Origin of the sequence: Curtobacterium herbarum, from assembly GCF_016907335.1 — a bacterium.
Taxonomy (GTDB): Bacteria; Actinomycetota; Actinomycetes; order Actinomycetales; family Microbacteriaceae; genus Curtobacterium; species Curtobacterium herbarum.
Genome location: NZ_JAFBBT010000001.1, coordinates 1,113,492 through 1,131,283, shown reverse-complemented (window position 1 = coordinate 1,131,283; position 17,792 = coordinate 1,113,492). Strand labels below are relative to the sequence as shown.

Here is a 17,792-nt window from a genome sequence, read left to right as displayed (position 1 = left end):
GCGGCGCACTCCCGCTGTCCACGAGTGCGTCGCCCGGTGTCCACGGAGTGCGTCGCCCGGTGTCCACGGAGTGCGCCGTGCCGTGTCCACGGAGTGCGCCGTGCCGTGTCCACGGAGTGCGCCGTGCCGTGTCCACGGAGTGCGCCGTGCCGTGTCCACGGAGTGCGTCGTGCCGTGTCGACGGCGTACGCCGCCCGGTTCCCGGTGCCTCGGATCCCAGCCGACCGATCGCGTGGAACGACGCCGGCGACCCGGGTCCGGACCCGTGCCGCCCGCAGCGCGAGCCGGGTCAGCCCCGGGCGGCGACGACCGGGTCGCTCTGCTGCTCGTGGAGCGTCGCGTACGTCCCGCCGAGGGCGAGGAGTTCGTCGTGCGTCCCCTGCTCGACGATCTGCCCGTGGTCGAGGACGAAGACCACGTCGGCGTCCCGGATCGTCGACAGTCGGTGCGCGATGGAGATCGTCGTCCGCCCACGGGCAGCGGTGTCGAGCGCTGCCTGCACGATGCGCTCGGAGATCGAGTCGAGGGCACTCGTCGCCTCGTCGAGGACCAGGACGGGCGGGTCCTTGAGCAGCACCCGAGCGATCGCGATCCGCTGCTTCTCGCCACCGGACAGCCGGTAGCCCCGCTCCCCCACGATCGTGTCGTAGCCGTCCGGGAACGACGCAATCGTCTCGTGGATGTTCGCCGCCCTCGCCGCCTGCTCGAGCTCGGCGTCCGTCGCGTCGGGCTTCGCGTAGCGCAGGTTGTCGCCGATGGACGAGTGGAACAGGTACGTCTCCTGGCTCACGATGCCGATGTGCGCCATGAGGTCCTCGTGCTCGATGTCGCGGACGTCCTGCCCGGCGAACCGGACCGAGCCCGCGGTGGCCTCGTAGAGCCGCGGGACCAGGTACGAGATCGTGGTCTTGCCCGCTCCGGAGGGTCCGACGAACGCCGCGAACTGGCCCGGCTGCAGCTCGAACGAGACACCGCGCAGGGTCGGCTTGTCCGGCTCGCCGTCCGGGTAGGCGAAGGAGACGTCGTCGAACGCCACGTGCCCGACACGTCGCTCGTCGACCGGCTTCGCGGTGGCCGAGTCCGTGATCGCCGGTTCGAGGTCGAAGTACTCGAAGATGCGGGCGAACAGGGCGCCGGAGGTCTGCAGGTCGAGCACGACCCGGAGCAGACCGACCGTCGGGAAGAGCAACCGGGACTGCACGGTCGTGAAGGCCACGATCGTGCCGGCGGTGATCGGGACCCCGCCCTCGATCAGGTACGCGGCCACCAGGTAGATCACCGCGGGGATGATCGACAGGAAGATCTGCACGATCGCGAAGAACCACTGACCGGACATCTGCTGGCGGACCTGCAGGCCGATCTGGTTGCGGTTCTCGTCGCCGTAGCGGTGGATCTCGCTGCGCTGCTGGTTGAAGCTCTTCGCGAGCAGGATCCCCGACACGCTCAGGGTCTCCTGCGTGATGGACGTCATGTCCGACAGCGACTCCTGCGTCTGCGCGGCGATCCGGGCGCGGACCTTGCCGACCTTCCGCTGCGCGATGACGAGCAGAGGCAGCAGCACGACGGCCACGAGGGTCATCTGCCAGCTCAGCAGCAGCATCGCGACGACGGCGGCGATGACCGTCACGGTGTTGCCGAGCACCGACGAGATGGTGTTGTTCAGGACGCTGGCGACGCCGCCGACGTCGTTCTGCAACCGGCTCTGGATCACGCCGGTCTTGGTCCGCGTGAAGAACGCGAGCTCCATCCGCTGCAGGTGTCCGAACAGCCGCATCCGCATGGCGCCCATGACCTTGTTGCCGACCGTCGCGGTCAGGTAGGTCTGCCAGACGCCGATGCCGGCGCTCAGGATCCACAGCCCGATCATCCCGCCGACGAGCACGGCGAGCACGGGCACGTCGGGGCGTCCGCCGGGCGGGAAGAGCCCGCGGTCGAAGGCCTGCTGGGTCAGGAGCGGCGGGATCACCGAGACGGCGGCACCGATGAGGACGAGGACCACGGTCAGGCTGATCGAGCGACGGTGCGGGACGAAGAGCCCGGCGATGCGGCGGAGCAGGTGCGGGATCTGGGGCGCTTCCGCGTTCGCGGCGCGCTGCGCGTCCGGGTCTCCGCTGGAGATCCGGCTGCGACCGTGCCCGCCGCCGGGTCCACCGCCACGCATCCCACCACCACGCATCCCGCCGCCACCGGCGACGGAGCCCATCTGACTCATCGACACCCTCTCCACGCCTCGCGGCGTCGTCCTCGCATGAATGTACGCCCGCGCACCGACCCGGCCGGCCCCGTTCGCCGAGGGCTGTGGACGGAGGTGATCCGGGCCTCCCGTGTGCAGGAGCGGACGCGACCGGTTTGGATGCCGTCCGAGGGCCGTGGGACGATGACCCGTCCCCCGCTCGTGCCCCCGTGAGGTCCCATGTCGTCCGCGCCGTCACTCGCCCACCAGCTCCTCCGGCGGAAGCCGGTGGAGCAACTCCGTGCCGAGGCCGCGGAGGGCGTCGACGGGCAGCCGCTCCGCCGGACCCTGGGCGTGTGGCACCTGACGATGATCAGCGTCGGTGCGACGCTCGGCACCGGCATCCTGGTCGTCCTCGGCACCGCCGTGCCGCTCGCCGGACCCGCGGTCTGGATCTCGTTCGTCCTCGCCGGCGTCGCCGCACTGCTCTCGGCGCTGTCCTACGCCGAGATGGCCGGGGCGGTCCCGACCTCCGGGTCGAGCTACTCGTACACCTACGCGACGATGGGCGAGGGCATCGCCTGGGTCTGCGGGTGGTGCCTGGTCCTCGAGTACGCGGTGTCGGTCGCGGCCGTCGCGGTCGGGGCCAGCGAGTACGTCGACGAGACGCTGCGCGTGTTCGGGCTGCACCTGCCGGCCGTGCTCTCCGCGCCTCCCGGTGACGGCGGTCTCGTGAACCTGCCGGCCGCCGCGCTCGTCCTCGTGGCGATGCTCGTCCTGCTGCCCGGGGCGAAGGAGAGCGCCTGGGTGAACACGCTCATGGTGCTCGTGAAGATCGCGTTGCTCGTGTTCTTCGTCATCGTGGCGTTCTCGGCGTTCCGGATCGGGAACTTCGAGCCGCTCGCGCCGATGGGTGCCGCGGGCGTGAGTGCGGCGGCCTCCCGACTGTTCTTCTCGTACATCGGGTTCGACGCCGCGTCGACCGCCGGCGAGGAGGCGAAGAACCCCCGCCGCGACCTGCCGCGCGCAATCATCGGGTCGATCGCGCTCATCACCGCGCTGTACATCCTGGTCGCCGTCGCGGCGATCGGGGCGCGGTCGTGGACGTCGTTCTCCGCCGACGAGGCCTCGCTCGTCCGCATCGTCGTCGACGTCACCGGGCAGCCCGTCGTCGCGCTCGTGTTCTCGATCGGCGCCGTGATCGCGATCGCCAGTGTCGTCCTCACCGTGCTCTACGGCCAGACCCGGATCTTGCTGACGATGGCGCGCGACGGTCTCGTGCCGAAGGTGTTCGGGCGGGTGTCCGCGCGGACCGGGACCCCGATCGCGAACACGCTCATCGTCGGCATCGTGGTCACGATCGTGTCGGCGCTCGTCCCCCTCGGCGAGCTCGCCGACGCGACGAGCATCGGCACGCTCATCGCGTTCGCCCTCGTGAACATCTCGGTGATCGTGCTCCGCCGGACGCAGCCGGACTTGGAACGGTCGTACCGCGTGCCGTTCTTCCCCGTGGTACCGGTCCTCGGCGTCCTGTTCTGCCTGTTCCTGGCGGTCACGCTCGGTGCGGGAACGTGGATCGCGTTCGGCATCTGGATGGTCGCCGGCGCGGTGCTCTACGTGGCCTACGGACGCCGCCACAGCACACTGGCCTAGCGCGGCCGCCCCGCGCCGCGCGCCGCGCGCCGGCCGGCGGCCCCGGCGCCGAGCCTCGGCTGGGCGGACACTTTGCGGCGGCTGGCGCACGGAAAGTGTCCGCTGGGGCGAGCCTCGCTTCCCCGCCGGCTGCTGTGGAGAACGGCGTGAGTGCACCGGAACCGGCCGGGAGGCCCGCATCGCGTCCGGCAGCGCGAGCCTCGGTTCCATGGAGATCACCGAGCCGACCCTGCTCCGCGCCGTTCCGACGGATCCGTCGACCGCGAGGACCCTTCGCCGACAGTGCGCAGCGGGGAAACTGACCCGAATCCGCCCGGGAACGTACGTTGCAAGTGCCGAATGGGTCGGACTCTCCCCGTCGTCGCAGCACCGGACCATCGCACGAGCGCTGGCCCCGGAACTCGGTTCCTCCTCCGCGTTCTCGCACATCACCGCAGCGATCCTGCACGGATGGCCGCTGATCGGTCCGGCGCCCGAACGGGTCCACGTGGTCGACCTCGACGCGACATCGGTGACCCACCGACTCGGCGTCGTCCGGCATGCGCCACAGGAAGCGGTGCCGATCGACCTGACGCACCAGTTCCACGGCGTGCGCGTGACCAGTCCCCTCGTGACGGCGGTGTTGGTCGCGACCACGTCTGACCCGAGCACCGCCGCCGTGGCGATCGACCACGCCGTCCGCAACGGGTCCGTCGACCCGGCGTCCCTCCAGCTCGCTCTCCCAGAACCGCCAGCCCGCGGGTCGCGTCGCGCTCGGCTCGTCGTTGCGGCTCTGGATGCACGGCACGAGTCAGTCGGCGAGTCCTACACCGCAGTCCGCCTGGTCGAGCTCGGCGTCGGTCCGGCCCAGCCGCAGTACGGGTTCCGGTTACCGGACGGCACCCTCCGACGGGTCGACTTCTGGATCCCCTCGCTCGGTGTCGTCCTCGAGTTCGACGGACAGCAGAAGTACGTCGACCCCACGATGCTCGCGGGCCGCGATGCAGCGCAGGTCCTCTGGCAGGAGAAGATCCGCGAGGACCAACTCCGCGCCCTGCCGGGAGTCCGCACGGTGATCCGTGTCACCTGGTGGCACCTCGCCGACCCCGAGCGACTCCGCACGCTCCTCCGACAGCACGGCATCCGCGTCTGAGGCGGAGCAGCAGCGCCGAGGCTCGGCTCCGCGGACATCTTGCGCGATCCAGACGGCGCAAAGTGTCCGCCCAGCCGAGGCTCGGCGCCCGCGGCCGGCCCCGCCCGCCGCACCGCACCCCGCGCACACGACGAAGGCCGCCGCCCCGAGGGGCAGCGGCCTTCGTGACCAGAAGGTCGGACTCAGACGAGCTCGACGGTGGCGCCGGCGGCCTCGAGGGAAGCCTTCGCCTTGTCGGCGGCTTCCTTGTTCGCGCCCTCGAGCACCTTGGCGTCGGCGGTCTCGACGAGCGCCTTGGCCTCGCCCAGGCCGAGCGACGTGAGGCTGCGGACCTCCTTGATGACCTGGATCTTCTTGTCACCGGCCGACTTGAGCACGACGTCGAACTCGGTCTTCTCCTCGACCTCCTCGGCGGGGGCAGCAGCGCCACTGACCGCAGCAGCGGCGACGGGGGCGGCAGCGGTGACCTCGAAGACCTCTTCGAACTTCTTCACGAAGTCAGAGAGCTCGATGAGCGTGAGCTCCTTGAAGGCCTCGATGAGCTCGTCCTGCGAAAGCTTCGCCATGATTTTCTCCTACTACTCAGTACGTGATGTGGTTGTGGAACGCGTGCCTGGTCAGGCCGCGGACTCCTGCTTCTCGCGGAGGGCGTCCACCGTGCGGACGGCCTGCGAGAGGGGTGCCTGGAACAGGTACGCAGCACCGAACAGCGAGGCCTTGAAGGCGCCGGCGAGCTTGCCGAGCAGCACTTCGCGGGACTCGAGGTCGGCGAGCTTGTCCACCTCGGTCGCGGAGAGCGGGTTACCGTCGAAGTAACCACCCTTCACCACGAGCTCGGGGTTCGCCTTGGCGAATGCACGCAGCGACTTCGCCACGGCGACGGTGTCACCGTGGACGAAGGCGAGAGCGGACGGACCAGCGAGCTCGTCGTCGAACGACGTGATGCCTGCTTCGTTGGCCGCGATCTTGGTCAGCGTGTTCTTCACCACGGCGTACGTGGCGTGCTCACGGATCGAGTTGCGGAGCTCCTTGAGCTGCGCGACCGTGAGACCGCGGTACTCGGTGAGCAGAACGGCGTTCGAGCTACGGAAGGACTCCGTGAGCTCGGCGACCGCAGCTTCCTTGTTCGCCATGGTTCTCCTTGGGGTTCTTGCTGGCAGCCCCGGGTCCCATGGCTGTGGTGAACACAACCCGTACATGGAAAAAGCTCCGGCGCAGAGGCTCGGAGCTGCTCCCGCACGATGTGTGGGAGTGGTTCTGAACACCTGCGCGGGCGCCCTCATGACGAGGACCTTCGGTCACTGTCCATGCGTGAGCAGGGCAGCGACAACCAGCGGTCTTTGGCTGAACAGAACCGTACCACACCTCGGCGGCGGTCCGGAAGCACGGACCGGCCGGGAGGCCCGCCTCACCCCCGCCCCGCCGGTCGCGCTCAGGAGCGCTCCGGCACCGCGTCCCACGCGCCAGCACCAGCACCAGCACCGTCACCGTCACCGTCACCGTCGACGAGCGCCGCCCGATCGGGCAGGTGCACCGTGAACACCGTGTCCCCCGGCTCACTCGTCACGCTGACCCGCCCGCCGTGGGCCTGCACGACGGCGTCCACGATCGCGAGTCCGAGCCCCGTCGACCCCGCGGTCCGCGACCGCGAGCTGTCGGCGCGGGCGAACCGCTCGAAGAGCTTCGGCAGGAACTCCGGCGCGATCCCCTGCCCGTCGTCGCGGACGGTCAGGTCGACGCCGCCGTCCTGGCACGGTGCGATGCCGACCGTGATCCGGGTGCCGTCGGGCGTGTGGGTGCGGGCGTTGGTGACGAGGTTGACGATCACCTGGTGCAGGCGTGCCGCGTCGCCGACGACCTCGACGGGTTCGGCGGGCAGGTCGACCTCGATCGGGTGGTCCGGCGAGGCAGCGTGGGCGTCGTTGACGGCGTCGAGCACCAGGCCGGTCAGGTCGACGTCGGCGAACTGGATCTCCCGGCCCTCGTCGAGCCGCGCCAGGAGCAGCAGGTCCTCGACCATCGAGGTCATCCGGACGGACTCCGACTCGACCCGGCTCATCGCGTAGACGACGTCGGGCGGCAGGTCGGCACCCATCCGGCGGGTGAGTTCGGCGTACCCGCGGATCGAGGCCAGGGGCGTGCGGAGTTCGTGTGAGGCGTCGGCGACGAACTGCCGGACCTTCTGTTCGGACCGTTCGCGGGCCTGCATGGCGTTGCCGATGTGTCCGAGCATCCGGTTGAACGCGGTGCCGACGCGGCCGACCTCGGTCGCGGGGTCGGCGTCGGGCACGCGGACGCCGTCGAGCGCGTCGCTGCGGTCGAGGGGCATCCGGGCGACGGTCGAGGCGGTCTCCGCGACGCGGTCGAGCGGCCGGAGCGCCCGTCGGACGGCGGCGGTGGCGACGGCCGAGGCGACGAGGAGCGCGAGCACGGTGACGACGAGCACCACGCCGAGCAGCTTCCACACGCTCTCGTACACCGGGGCGAGTGGCAGGCCGACGACCAGGACGGCGTCGCCCAGCACCGGGTTGTCGACCTGCACCGCGGCGACCCGGTACTTGCCGAGCTCCCCACCGAGGTCCATCGTCGCGGGGTCGACTCCGACCTTGACGTCGCCGAGCCGGTCCAGCTGCGCGGCGGTCAACTGCCCGCGAGAGCTGTCCTCCTGCAGGACGATGCCCCCGGCGCGGCCACCGGAGAAGTAGTAGGCGGTGAGGGTGCCCGCTGCCTGGCCGAGCGGTTGCAGCAGGTCGTCGTTGGGACGCTGCCCGTTCGGCGACTGCTCACCCTGCCCGAACTTCGTGCTGGCGCGGGCCGTCGCCTTCTGCAACTGCCCGTCGATGGCACCCGTCTGGATGCTCGCGAGCGCGATGATGCTCCCCGCCCCGATCACCGCGCTGACGGCGACGACCAGGGCGACGATGCTCAGGACGAGCCGGCGACGGAGGGTCATGCGGGAGGCCGGGGTTCAGGCGGTGGGCTTGATGACGTACCCGACGCCACGCACCGTGTGGATCATCGGCTCCTCGCCGACGTCGATCTTCTTGCGCAGGTAGGAGATGTAGATCTCGACGACGGAGGACTTGCCGCCGAAGTCGTACGACCACACCCGGTCGAGGATCTGCGCCTTCGACAGGACGCGCCGCGGGTTGCGCATGAGGAAGCGGAGCAGTTCGAACTCGGTCGCGGTGAGTTCGATCGACCGGCCGGCGCGTGTGACCTCGTAGGACTCCTCGTCGAGCACCAGGTCGCCGACGACGATGCGGGAGTCCCCGGCCTCGCTGACGGAGATCTGCGAGCGGCGGATGAGTCCGCGGAGGCGTGCGACGACCTCCTCGAGCGAGAACGGCTTGGTGACGTAGTCGTCGCCGCCGGCGGTGAGCCCGGTGACGCGGTCCTCGACGGAGTCCTTGGCGGTGAGGAACAGCACCGGGGTGTCGTCGTTGTTCTGGCGCAGTCGGCTGAGGACCTGCAGGCCGTCGAGGTCCGGCATCATCACGTCGAGCACCATCGCGTCCGGCTTGAACTCCCGCGCCGTCGTCAGGGCGTCCTGCCCGCCGTTCGCGCTGCGGACGTCCCATCCCTCGTAGCGGAGCGCCATCGAGAGCAGGTCGGTGAGGCTGGCTTCGTCGTCGACGACCAGGATGCGCAACGGCGAACCGTCGGCACGGGTGAGGCGCGGGGGTGCGGAGGGCTGCGAGATGGTCACGTCTTCGAGTATCGAGGGTTTCCTATGAGCCGTCTGTGGCCCGTCCTGGTGCGCCCTGTGGATCGTCCGCGTCGACGTGGATGGCTGCGTCGTTAGCCTGGCGACGATGCTGGTCTCCCCTGCTTGGCCCGACGGCGCGCTGCGTGTCGACACCGCTGCGATCGCCGCCCTCGTGGACGGTTCCGCCGATCCCGCGACCACGGTCGACGCCACGGCCGGGAGGCCCGCCCCTCCCCCGGCGCACCGGCTCACCGTCGCGCAGACCCTCGCGTCCACCACCCCGCCACTCGTCGCCGGGACCGCCGGACAGGTCCTCGCGACCCTCGCCGCGGTCGCCGCCGCGGACGTCGCGACCGCCCGGGTGGTCGAACCCCACCTCGACGCGCTGACGATCCTGGCGCAGGCCGGGGTGGCGGTGCCCGCGGGGTCGACGTGGGGTGTCTACGCGGCCGAGGCCCCGGGCCTCCGTCTCGAGGGGCACCCGACCGAGGACGGCGGTGTCGTCCTCGACGGAACGAAGCCCTGGTGCTCGCTGGCGTCGACGCTGTCGCACGCCCTGGTCACCGCGCACGTCGGCCAGGAACGTCGGCTCGTCGCGGTGTCGCTGCGCCAGGACGGCGTCGTGCCGCACGACGTTGCGTGGGTGGCCCGTGGGCTGCCGGACGTGCCGAGCGGCCCGGTCGGCTTCTCCGCCGTCCGGGCGGACCCGGTCGGCGAGCCCGGCTGGTACCTCCGCCGTCCGGGCTTCGCGTGGGGTGGCATCGGCGTCGCAGCATGCTGGTGGGGTGGTGCTGTCGGGCTGGCACGGGTGCTCCGCTCGCACGCCGCCGCCCGACCGGACTCCGAACTGCTGCAGGCCGCACTCGGTTCGGTGGTCGCCGACCTGGCCGACGCCGAGGACGCCCTCGCCGGTGCCGCCCGCCGGATCGACGACAGCGCCGACAGCGCCGACAGCTCCGACCAGACCGACGCGACCGATGACGGCACCGACTGGCCGCTCCTCGCCCAGGTGGTCCGCTCCCGGGTCCGCCGCGCCGTCGACGCCGTCCGGACCGAGGTCGTCCGGTCGATCGGCCCCGGCCCGCTGACGAGCGACCCCGCCGTCGCCGCACGGGTCGCCGACCTCGAGCTCTACGTGCTGCAGGACCACGGCGACCGTGACCTGGCCCGCATCGGCCGGATGGTGCTCGAGCGCGGCGGTGTCGCGTGGTGAGCTTCGACCACCGGGCTCCGGGGACCGACCCGGACGCCTGGACGCCCGTGCTCGACCGGGTCGACACGGCGCCGATCGCACTGGACGGGTACGACCGGGTGCTCGTCGTGGCACCCCACCCCGACGACGAGACCCTGGGTGCCGGCGGGCTCATCGCGGCCGCGGCCGACGCCGGACTGCCGGTGCACGTGGTCCTGGTCAGCCGGGGCGAGGGTTCGCACCCGGACTCCCCGACGACCAGTCCGGAGGACCTCTCCGTCCGTCGTGCCGAGGAGTTCCGGACGGCGCTCCTGGCGCTGCACCCCACGGTGACGTGGTCGGTGCTCGACGTGCCGGACGGCGGACTCCGCGAGCAGCCCGAGACGCTGGCGGACGCACTGGCCGACCACCTGTCCGCCGAGGCAGACCCTCCCGGAGCCGGCCGCACCCTGGTCGTGGCGCCGTGGCAGGGCGACGGCCACCGGGACCACCGCGTCGCGGGTGAGGTCGCTGCGCGCCTCGTCGCGGACACGCCCGACGTCGACCTGCTCGCCTACCCCGTGTGGGCGTGGCACTGGGACGACCCGGTAGCACCGGCCCTGCCCCTCGCCCGGCTCCGGGCGCTGCCGCTGTCCTCCGCCGTGCTCGACCGGAAGCGCCGGGCCCTCGACGCCCACGCCTCGCAGGTCCGCCCGCTGTCGTCGGCGCCCGGGGACGAGGCGATCGTGGACGACCGGCACGCCCGACACCACATCCGCGACCGGGAGTGGTTCGTGGACGTGCGCACCGACTCCGCGACGACCGAGCCCACGGCGCCCTCCCGCTCCCGCGAGTCCTTCGACGCCCACTACGACCGGAAGCCCGAGGGGTGGGACTTCGACGGCTCCTGGTACGAGCAGCGGAAGCGTGCCGTGACCCTGGCCGCGCTCCCCCGACGCCGCTACCGGTCCGCACTCGAACTCGGCTGCGCCACCGGGGTCCTCACCGCCGCGCTGACCGAGCGGGCGGACGCCGTCCTCGGCACCGACATCTCGCGTGCGCCGCTCGAGCGGGCCCGGCGGCGAGCGCCCTCCGCCCGGTTCGTCCAGGCCGCCCTGCCCACCGAGTGGCCGGACGGCCGCTGGGACCTCGTGGTGATGTCCGAGGTCGGCTACTACCTCTCCCCCGCCGACCTCGACGTCACGATCGACCGCGTGCTCGCGTCCCTCGACGACGACGGTGTGCTCGTCGCCTGTCACTGGCGGCACCCGGACAGCGACGCCGTCACCGACGGGGACACGGTGGACGCTCACCTGGCGGCCCGCTGGCCCCGGCCGGCACTCGTCCGCCACGTCGAGCCGGACTTCGTCCTCAGCGTCCTGCCCGGCCCGTCGGTCACGAGCGTCGCGCGGGCAGAGGGACTCGTCCGGTGACGCTCCGCCTCGACGTCGTCGTCCCGGCCCACGACGAACAGGACCGGATCGTCGCCTGCCTGGAGGCACTGGCCACCGCCGTCTCGAACCTCCGGCACGAGCGCCCCCACGTCTCGGTCCACGTGAGCGTCGTCCTCGACGGCTGCACCGACGACACCGCGGCGCTCGTGCACGCCCACGCGGACGGAGCCGCCTGGCTCGACACCCTGGTCACCGACCACGTCGGCGTCGGTCGGGCGCGGTCGCTCGGTGCCGCACACGCCCTCGCCCGACCGGTCGCCGGCGCCCTCGTCAGCGCCGGACGGCAGCGCACCGACGAGCCGGCAGTCGACCACGACGACGCCGACCTCGACCAGCGCTGGCTCGCCCACACCGACGCGGACTCCCGGGTCGCGGCGGGGTGGCTCGTGCAGCAGCTCGACGCCCTCGTGTCCGGCGCCCACGTCCTGGTCGGTGCCGTCGTGCCCGATCCGGACGACCTCGACGCCGTGGTCCTCGCACGGTGGCAGGCGACGCACCCGCCCGGGGCGACCCTCGGCCACGTGCACGGCGCGAACCTCGGCATCCGGGCGGACGCCTACCGTGCGGTCGGCGGGTTCGACCCGGTGCCCGAGCACGAGGACGTCCGGTTGGTGGCGCGCGCCCGCGCGCTGGGCCTGCGGGTGGACGCGACCACGAGCCTCCCGGTCGTCACCAGCGGTCGGTTCGACGGCCGGACACCGGGCGGGTACGCGGAGCACCTCCGCCGCACCTACGGTGACGCGTCCTGACCTCCTTACCGTCCTGATAGCCGACCGAAGGGGTGCCCTCGGCACCCCTTCCTAGGTTCTCCTCGTCGGCCCCCGCCGCGTGGTCCACGCGACCGGTGCTCCCGGGCCGGCCCCCACCGAGGAGAACCATGTTCCTGACCTACCTCAGGCGCGAGCTCACGAACCGCAGGAAGCAGACCGCCGTCATCGCGGTCGGGATGGCGCTGGCCATCGCGCTCGTCGTCATCGTCTCGTCGATCGCGAGCGGCGTGCAGTCCGCCCAGTCGAGCGTCCTGCAGTCCGTGTACGGCGTCGGCACCGACATCACCGTGACGAAGACCGAGACCCCGACCTCGAGCAGCACCGGGCGGCCGTCGTTCGCCTTCGGCGACCAGGGCTCGTCGCGCAGCAGCAGCGGCTCCACGGACCTGTCGCAGTCCCGCCTGGCAGTGTCCCGCGGGTCGGGCACCCTGACCGCGGCGAACCTGGCGACGGTCACCGGCACGGACGGGGTCGAGGCCGCGACCGGCGTCCTGACGCTCGAGAACAGCACCTTCTCCGGGCAGGTCGAGCAGAACGACGGCAGCAGCAGTGGCAGCAGTGGCAGCGCAGCACAGGGCGGCCCGCACAGCAGTACCGACCAGGGCAGCGGCACCGGCCAGGGCGGCGGGTTCGGCGGCGGGTCGTTCAGCGTCGACTCGTTCACCGTCACGGGCATCCCGGTCTCCGGCGCCACAGTCGGCCCGCTCACGAGCACCGAGACGACGAAGGGGCGCACCTTCACCGCGGCCGACGCCGGCAAGGACGTCGTCGTGCTCGACGCGGCGTACGCGACGAGCGAGTCGAAGGCCGTCGGCGACACCGTGTCGATCGGCGGGAAGACCTTCGACGTCATCGGGATCGTCGCCTCGACCGGGTCGGCGTCCACCACCGGCTCGAACACGTACATCCCGCTCGACACCGCGCAGACGCTCGCCGACCTGTCGGGCAGGGTGACCTCCGTGTACGTCTCCGCGGAGTCGTCCGCCGACGTCGCGACGATCAAGGCCGCCCTGCAGAAGGAGCTGTCGAGCGCCACCGTCTCCACCGAGTCCGACCTCGCCTCGAGCGTGTCCGGCTCCCTGGCGACGGCATCGACCCTCGTGTCGAACCTCGGCCGGTGGCTGTCGATCGTCGTCCTGGCGGCGGCGTTCCTCATCGCGATCCTGTTCACCGTCTCGGGCGTGACCCGGCGGACCCGGGAGTTCGGCACCCTCAAGGCGATCGGCTGGTCGAACGGCCGCATCACCCGGCAGGTCGCGGGCGAGTCGCTCGTGCAGGGGCTGATCGGCGGCGTCATCGGCGCGGCAGCCGGACTCGTCGGCATCCTCGTCGTGAACGTCATCGCCCCCACGGTCTCGGCGAGCGCCGCCACCAGCACCCGGAGCGGCCCCGGCGCGGGCGGCGGGATGCCCGGCGCAGCGGCGACGGCGGCAGCGGGCAGCGGCACGACCGGTGGCGCCCCCGCGGGCGGCTTCGGCGGTGGCGGCCAGACGACGGCGACCACCGACGTCGTCCTGCACGCCCCGGTCACGGTCGAGGTGATCCTGCTCGCCATCGGCCTGTCGGTGCTCGGCGGGCTGCTCGCCGGTGCGCTCGGCGGATGGCGGGCCTCCCGGCTCCGTCCGGCGGAAGCGCTGCGGAGCGTGGCGTGATGCCGGCGGACCAGCACGACCCGACCGGTACGACCGGCACGACCGGCGCCGGTGCGACCAGCGCCGCTCCGCCTCGCCCGACCACCCCGACGACCGACTCAGGAGCCATCGTGACCAGCACCGAGACCGCACCCGCCTCCGGTGGCGTGCCCACCGCCTCCCGGAACGTCTACCGCCTGTCGGGTGTGACGAAGACGTACCGGCAGAAGAACCGGACCGTGACCGCGCTGGCCGGGGTGGACCTCGAGATCCCGCAGGGGCAGCTCGTCGCGGTGCAGGGGCCGACCGGCGGTGGCAAGTCGACGCTGCTGCAGATGCTCGGCGCCCTCGACCGGCCGAGCAGCGGTTCGGTGTTCCTGGGCGATCGGGACGTCGCCTCCCTCGGCGACCGTGCCCTCACCGACGTCCGGGCGACCGAGATCGGCTTCGTGTTCCAGAGCTTCAACCTCATCCCGACCCTGACCGCACTGGAGAACGTCGAGACCGCGTTCGCCGGCAGCCTCGCCAACCGGTCCCGCGCCGAGGTCCGCGAGCGGGCGAGCACCGCCCTGCGCGAGGTCGGCCTCGCGGAACGGCTGGACCACCTGCCCGCCGAGCTCTCCGGTGGGCAGCAGCAGCGCGTCGCGATCGCCCGCGCGCTGGTGAAGGACCCGACGGTCCTGCTGGCGGACGAGCCGACCGGGGCGCTCGACGAGGGGACCCGCGACGAGATCATGGGCCTCATCGAGCGGCAGTGGAAGGACCGCGGGTTGACCGTCGTCATCGTGACGCACGACTCGTGGGTGGCGCGGCGCGCGGAGCGGCGGCTGCGCATCGAGCAGGGGCAGGTCCGCGACGTGTAGTCGCGGCTGCGCCGGTGCGCGGGGGCTGGGGGGCTGAGGCGGCAAAACACCGGTGTTCGTGGGTCGCGCCGCGGATGTCCGCGGCGCGACGCACGAACACCGGTGTTCCACGGAGCTCGGCCGCGCCGGCCGGGCGGCCGCGCCGGCCGGCCGGCGCGACTGGCTGCCGCGTCCGCCGCGCCGCAGCCGCGTCAGCCCGCAGCGACCGGGTAGTCGCAGTACGCGAACCACGACGAGTCCGGCGCCCACGGCGGCACGTTCACGGTCCCCTGCCCACCGTCGAGGGCGACCAGCGTCTCCGGCACCACCGCGATCCGCGCACCTCGCGCCAGGACCCCGGGCAGCAGCCGCAGTTCCACCCGGTGGTCGGCCGGGTGCCCCTGCACGCCGGCCTCGTACGACAGGTACAGCAGGTGCGCGCCGTCCGGGGACACGTGCGGGAACCAGTTCACCCGCTCGTCGCCGGTGATCTGCACGGGGTCGGTCGACCCGTCCCGGAGCGCCGCGAGCTGCGCCGTGCCCGGGCTGAACCGCTCCGTGTTGAACAGCAGCGTTGCGCCGTCCGGGGTCCACGCACACCCGTCGTCCGGGCGCGCATCGCGGGTGCGGAAGGTCGTCGCGCCGGTCACCGGGTCGACGAGAGCGACGTCGGTGGTCCAGACGCCCTCGGGTGAGCGTTCTCCGACGATCGCGGCGAGCGCGGAGCCGTCGGGAGCGATGCCGTGCAGGTAGTACTTCCGCACCGTCGGCAGCACGGCGGCGGTGTCGGTGATCCGGACCCCGGTGCCGCCGGCGGGCAGGGGCACCCGGTAGAGCTCACCGTCACGCCCGCTCACCACGACGGACTCCCCCGAGGGGTCGAGCACGTGGTCGTTGTTGATCTCGGGGACGCCCACCATCGGCACCGGGACGAGCGCGGTCTCGTCGAGGACGGTCCCGACCGCGGGCACCGGCAGCAGCCAGAGGTCACCGTCCGCGTTGAGCACCAGGGTGTCGGCGTCGAGGACGTTCGGCGCCTCGACCAGCACCGTGTCCGAGGCGAACACCAGCCGCGCGGTCCGCGCCTCGACGTCGTACACGTGCACACGGCTGCGCTGCCCGGGCAGCAGCTGCCGCCCACGGATCTCGGTCATGCGTCCATCCTGTCGTGCGTCGTCGTGGTCGGAGTCGGGGCCGTGGTGCGGTCGTGGTTCGGCGCGCTGCCGCACAACGGAATCCGTCCCGAACCACGGGAGTCCGCGGTTCGGAACGGATTCGGGAGGTGCAGTCCGGGCCGCACCACGCTCGGGGGGCGGGCAGGCGCGCGCGGGCCGCACCACGGACGGGAGGCGCGGTGCGGGACGGACCCGCACCGCGCCTCCCGTCAGGTGGTTGCGGCTACTTCACCGCGCCGGCGGTCAGGCCGGCGACGAACTGGCGCTGCACCACGAGGAACGCGATGACGACCGGGATCGAGACGACCAGCGAGGCCGCCATGATCTGGTTCCAGTACACGTTCGTCTGCGTGGAGTACTGCTGCAGACCGACCGCGAGCGTGGAGCCGAGACCGTTCGTCATGACCGAGGCGAAGAGGACCTCGCCCCAGGCCGTCATGAACGAGTAGATGCCGACCGCCACGAGACCCGGGCGGGCCGAGGGCAGGATGATCCGGAACAGCGCGCCCATCGGACCGGAGCCGTCGACCATCGCGGCCTCGTCGAGCTCGCGCGGGATCGTCTCGAAGTAGCCCGCGAGCATCCAGATCGAGAACGGCAGCGTGAACGTCAGGTACGTGATGATCAGGCCGAGCCAGCTGCCCACGAGCTGGATGCCGAGCGAGTTGCCGAGGTTCGTGAAGATCAGGAACAGCGGCAGCAGGAACAGCACGCCGGGGAACATCTGGGTCGAGAGCACCGTCGTGGTGAAGGCGGTCTTGCCCTTGAAGTTCCACCGCGACACCGCGTAGGCGGCGAACGTGGCGATGATCAGCGAGAACACCGTCGCGACCGTGCAGACCACGAGCGAGTTGATGAAGTACCGGCCGAGCGGGACCGTCGACCACATGTCGATGAACGGCTGGAACGTGATCCGCGACGGGATCCACGTGAAGTCGTTCTGCACGTCGCCGAGCGGCTTGATGGCGGTCGTGATCATGACGTAGAGCGGCACCACCGTGAAGACGGTGAGGAGTGCCAGGACGATGACCTTGAAGGACTTCGCCCCCGTTGTTTCACGCACGGACGGACCTCCGGTTGGTGACGGCCAGGTAGATGCCGGTGACGACGAGCAGGAAGAGGAGGAGCAGGACGCTCATCGCGGCACCGGAGCCGAAGTTCCAGGTGATGAACGACGCGTTGTAGATGTGGAAGCTCAACAGGTCGGCGGCCGGCGGCTGCGCGGTCGAACCGAACAACACGAACGGTGTGTTGAAGTCGTTGAACGTCCAGAGGAACATCACCAGCACGAGCGTGACGTTCACCGGGCGGACCATCGGCAGCGTGATCGAGCGCCACTGTCGGAACGGCTTGGCACCGTCGACCGAGGCGGCCTCGTAGACGTCGGCCGGCACGGACTGCAGACCCGCCATCAGCATGAGGAACGCGAACGGCCAGGTCTTCCAGATCGCCACGACGACGACGGCCACGAAGGCGTTGTTGCCGATGAGCCAGAACGGTGCGTCGGAGCCGAACAGGTGCAGCTGGTCCACCAGGACGTGGTTCAGGGCGCCGGAGTCACGCTGGAACATGAACTTCCACGTGATGACGCCCGCGTACATCGGCAGGGCGTAGGGCACCAGGAACAGCGTGCGGAAGAGCCCGCGGCCGAGGAACGGCTTCTGCAGGGCGACCGCGGCGGCCATGCCGAAGCCCCAGGACAGCCCGACCACGAGGATCGTGAAGGCGCAGGTGATGAGGAACGAGCTGAGCAGCCCACGGCCGATGGCCTGGTCGAAGTCGACCGCGACGGAGTAGTTCCGCAGCCCGGCGAAGGGTGCGGCGCCCCAGTTCGCGATGAAGTACTTGGTGAGCTGCACGAAGCTGATCCAGATGCCGACGAGCATCGGCACGATGTGGATCAGCAGCTCGAAGAGGATCGCGGGGCCGACGAGCGCGTACGGGAGCCACGGGACGCGACGCTTCCCGCGGGGCGGCGGCCCCGAGAGGGTCGGCGCCTTGGTGTGCGTCAGGTCGATGGCCTCGGAGTCTGGCAGGACCGTCGTGGACATGGGCAGGCCTTCCGGCTGGTGGAGGGGGTTC

At 71.5% G+C, this 17,792-nt stretch carries 15 protein-coding genes; 7 read left to right on the top strand and 8 right to left on the bottom strand.

What is annotated here, in order from left to right; genetic code table 11:
* Positions 1-289: 289 nt before the first annotated feature.
* Entirely contained in the window at positions 290-2,203 is a 1,914-nt protein-coding gene (locus tag JOD51_RS05555; protein ID WP_204610883.1) for an ABC transporter ATP-binding protein, read from the bottom strand.
* 210 nt (positions 2,204-2,413) lie between these two features.
* On the opposite strand from JOD51_RS05555, the gene JOD51_RS05550 reads away from it, so the two are divergent.
* Together JOD51_RS05550 and JOD51_RS05545 are read left to right on the top strand one after the other, a co-directional pair.
* On the top strand, positions 2,414-3,826 hold the full coding sequence (locus JOD51_RS05550) for an amino acid permease (RefSeq protein ID WP_204607379.1): 1,413 nt from the start codon (positions 2,414-2,416) through the stop codon (positions 3,824-3,826).
* Positions 3,827-4,034: 208 nt separating this feature from the next.
* Entirely contained in the window at positions 4,035-4,958 is a 924-nt protein-coding gene (locus JOD51_RS05545) for a type IV toxin-antitoxin system AbiEi family antitoxin (protein ID WP_504739243.1), read from the top strand.
* Between the two features lie 182 nt (positions 4,959-5,140).
* On the opposite strand, the gene rplL is transcribed toward JOD51_RS05545, so the two are convergent.
* From rplL to JOD51_RS05525, 4 genes are all read right to left on the bottom strand, one after another.
* Positions 5,141-5,524, bottom strand: a complete 384-nt coding sequence (gene rplL, locus JOD51_RS05540) for a 50S ribosomal protein L7/L12 (protein ID WP_204607377.1) — start codon at positions 5,522-5,524, stop codon at positions 5,141-5,143.
* Positions 5,525-5,575: 51 nt separating this feature from the next.
* The gene (gene rplJ, locus JOD51_RS05535) at positions 5,576-6,091 is read right to left on the bottom strand and encodes a 50S ribosomal protein L10 (protein ID WP_111051486.1); all 516 of its coding nucleotides are present in this window, start codon (positions 6,089-6,091) and stop codon (positions 5,576-5,578) included.
* A gap of 299 nt (positions 6,092-6,390) precedes the next feature.
* A complete protein-coding gene (locus JOD51_RS05530; RefSeq protein ID WP_204607376.1) occupies positions 6,391-7,911 on the bottom strand; it encodes a sensor histidine kinase in 1,521 nt (506 codons plus the stop codon).
* A gap of 15 nt (positions 7,912-7,926) precedes the next feature.
* Entirely contained in the window at positions 7,927-8,667 is a 741-nt protein-coding gene (locus JOD51_RS05525; RefSeq protein WP_204607375.1) for a response regulator transcription factor, read from the bottom strand.
* Between the two features lie 106 nt (positions 8,668-8,773).
* Here JOD51_RS05525 and JOD51_RS05520 point away from each other — a divergent pair, with 106 nt between their 5' ends.
* From JOD51_RS05520 to JOD51_RS05500, 5 genes are all read left to right on the top strand, one after another.
* Positions 8,774-9,880 carry an acyl-CoA dehydrogenase family protein gene (locus JOD51_RS05520; protein ID WP_204607374.1) on the top strand — a complete coding sequence of 369 codons (1,107 nt, stop codon included), beginning with the start codon at positions 8,774-8,776 and terminating at the stop codon, positions 9,878-9,880.
* On the top strand, positions 9,877-11,271 hold the full coding sequence (locus JOD51_RS05515) for a PIG-L family deacetylase (RefSeq protein WP_259558903.1): 1,395 nt from the start codon (positions 9,877-9,879) through the stop codon (positions 11,269-11,271). Before JOD51_RS05520 ends, JOD51_RS05515 begins: the two co-directional genes overlap by 4 nt.
* A complete protein-coding gene (locus JOD51_RS05510) occupies positions 11,268-12,041 on the top strand; it encodes a glycosyltransferase family 2 protein (RefSeq protein WP_204607372.1) in 774 nt (257 codons plus the stop codon). Before JOD51_RS05515 ends, JOD51_RS05510 begins: the two co-directional genes overlap by 4 nt.
* A gap of 128 nt (positions 12,042-12,169) precedes the next feature.
* Positions 12,170-13,714, top strand: a complete 1,545-nt coding sequence (locus JOD51_RS05505; protein ID WP_204607371.1) for an ABC transporter permease — start codon at positions 12,170-12,172, stop codon at positions 13,712-13,714.
* 110 nt (positions 13,715-13,824) lie between these two features.
* Positions 13,825-14,556, top strand: coding sequence for an ABC transporter ATP-binding protein (locus tag JOD51_RS05500; RefSeq protein WP_259558899.1), 732 nt, complete (start codon positions 13,825-13,827; stop codon positions 14,554-14,556).
* Between the two features lie 191 nt (positions 14,557-14,747).
* On the opposite strand, the gene JOD51_RS05495 is transcribed toward JOD51_RS05500, so the two are convergent.
* From JOD51_RS05495 to JOD51_RS05485, 3 genes are all read right to left on the bottom strand, one after another.
* Positions 14,748-15,689 carry a TolB family protein gene (locus tag JOD51_RS05495; protein WP_204607369.1) on the bottom strand — a complete coding sequence of 314 codons (942 nt, stop codon included), beginning with the start codon at positions 15,687-15,689 and terminating at the stop codon, positions 14,748-14,750.
* A 244-nt stretch (positions 15,690-15,933) separates the two neighbouring features.
* Positions 15,934-16,773: a carbohydrate ABC transporter permease gene (locus tag JOD51_RS05490; RefSeq protein ID WP_204607368.1), complete on the bottom strand. Its 840-nt coding sequence runs from the start codon at positions 16,771-16,773 to the stop codon at positions 15,934-15,936.
* Positions 16,766-17,761, bottom strand: a complete 996-nt coding sequence (locus JOD51_RS05485) for a carbohydrate ABC transporter permease (protein WP_204607367.1) — start codon at positions 17,759-17,761, stop codon at positions 16,766-16,768. The genes JOD51_RS05490 and JOD51_RS05485 overlap by 8 nt, the downstream gene beginning before the upstream one ends.
* Between the last annotated feature and the right edge of the window lie 31 nt (positions 17,762-17,792).

What these genes read in the sequence shown, in the direction of transcription:
- JOD51_RS05555 (WP_204610883.1), bottom strand. Translation starts at nt 2,203, where the DNA reads ATGGGCTCCGTCGCCGGTGGCGGCGGGATGCGTGGTGGTGGGATGCGT.
- JOD51_RS05550 (WP_204607379.1), top strand. Translation starts at nt 2,414, where the DNA reads ATGTCGTCCGCGCCGTCACTCGCCCACCAGCTCCTCCGGCGGAAGCCG.
- JOD51_RS05545 (WP_504739243.1), top strand. Translation starts at nt 4,035, where the DNA reads ATGGAGATCACCGAGCCGACCCTGCTCCGCGCCGTTCCGACGGATCCG.
- rplL (WP_204607377.1), bottom strand. Translation starts at nt 5,524, where the DNA reads ATGGCGAAGCTTTCGCAGGACGAGCTCATCGAGGCCTTCAAGGAGCTC.
- rplJ (WP_111051486.1), bottom strand. Translation starts at nt 6,091, where the DNA reads ATGGCGAACAAGGAAGCTGCGGTCGCCGAGCTCACGGAGTCCTTCCGT.
- JOD51_RS05530 (WP_204607376.1), bottom strand. Translation starts at nt 7,911, where the DNA reads ATGACCCTCCGTCGCCGGCTCGTCCTGAGCATCGTCGCCCTGGTCGTC.
- JOD51_RS05520 (WP_204607374.1), top strand. Translation starts at nt 8,774, where the DNA reads ATGCTGGTCTCCCCTGCTTGGCCCGACGGCGCGCTGCGTGTCGACACC.
- JOD51_RS05505 (WP_204607371.1), top strand. Translation starts at nt 12,170, where the DNA reads ATGTTCCTGACCTACCTCAGGCGCGAGCTCACGAACCGCAGGAAGCAG.
- JOD51_RS05495 (WP_204607369.1), bottom strand. Translation starts at nt 15,689, where the DNA reads ATGACCGAGATCCGTGGGCGGCAGCTGCTGCCCGGGCAGCGCAGCCGT.
- JOD51_RS05485 (WP_204607367.1), bottom strand. Translation starts at nt 17,761, where the DNA reads ATGTCCACGACGGTCCTGCCAGACTCCGAGGCCATCGACCTGACGCAC.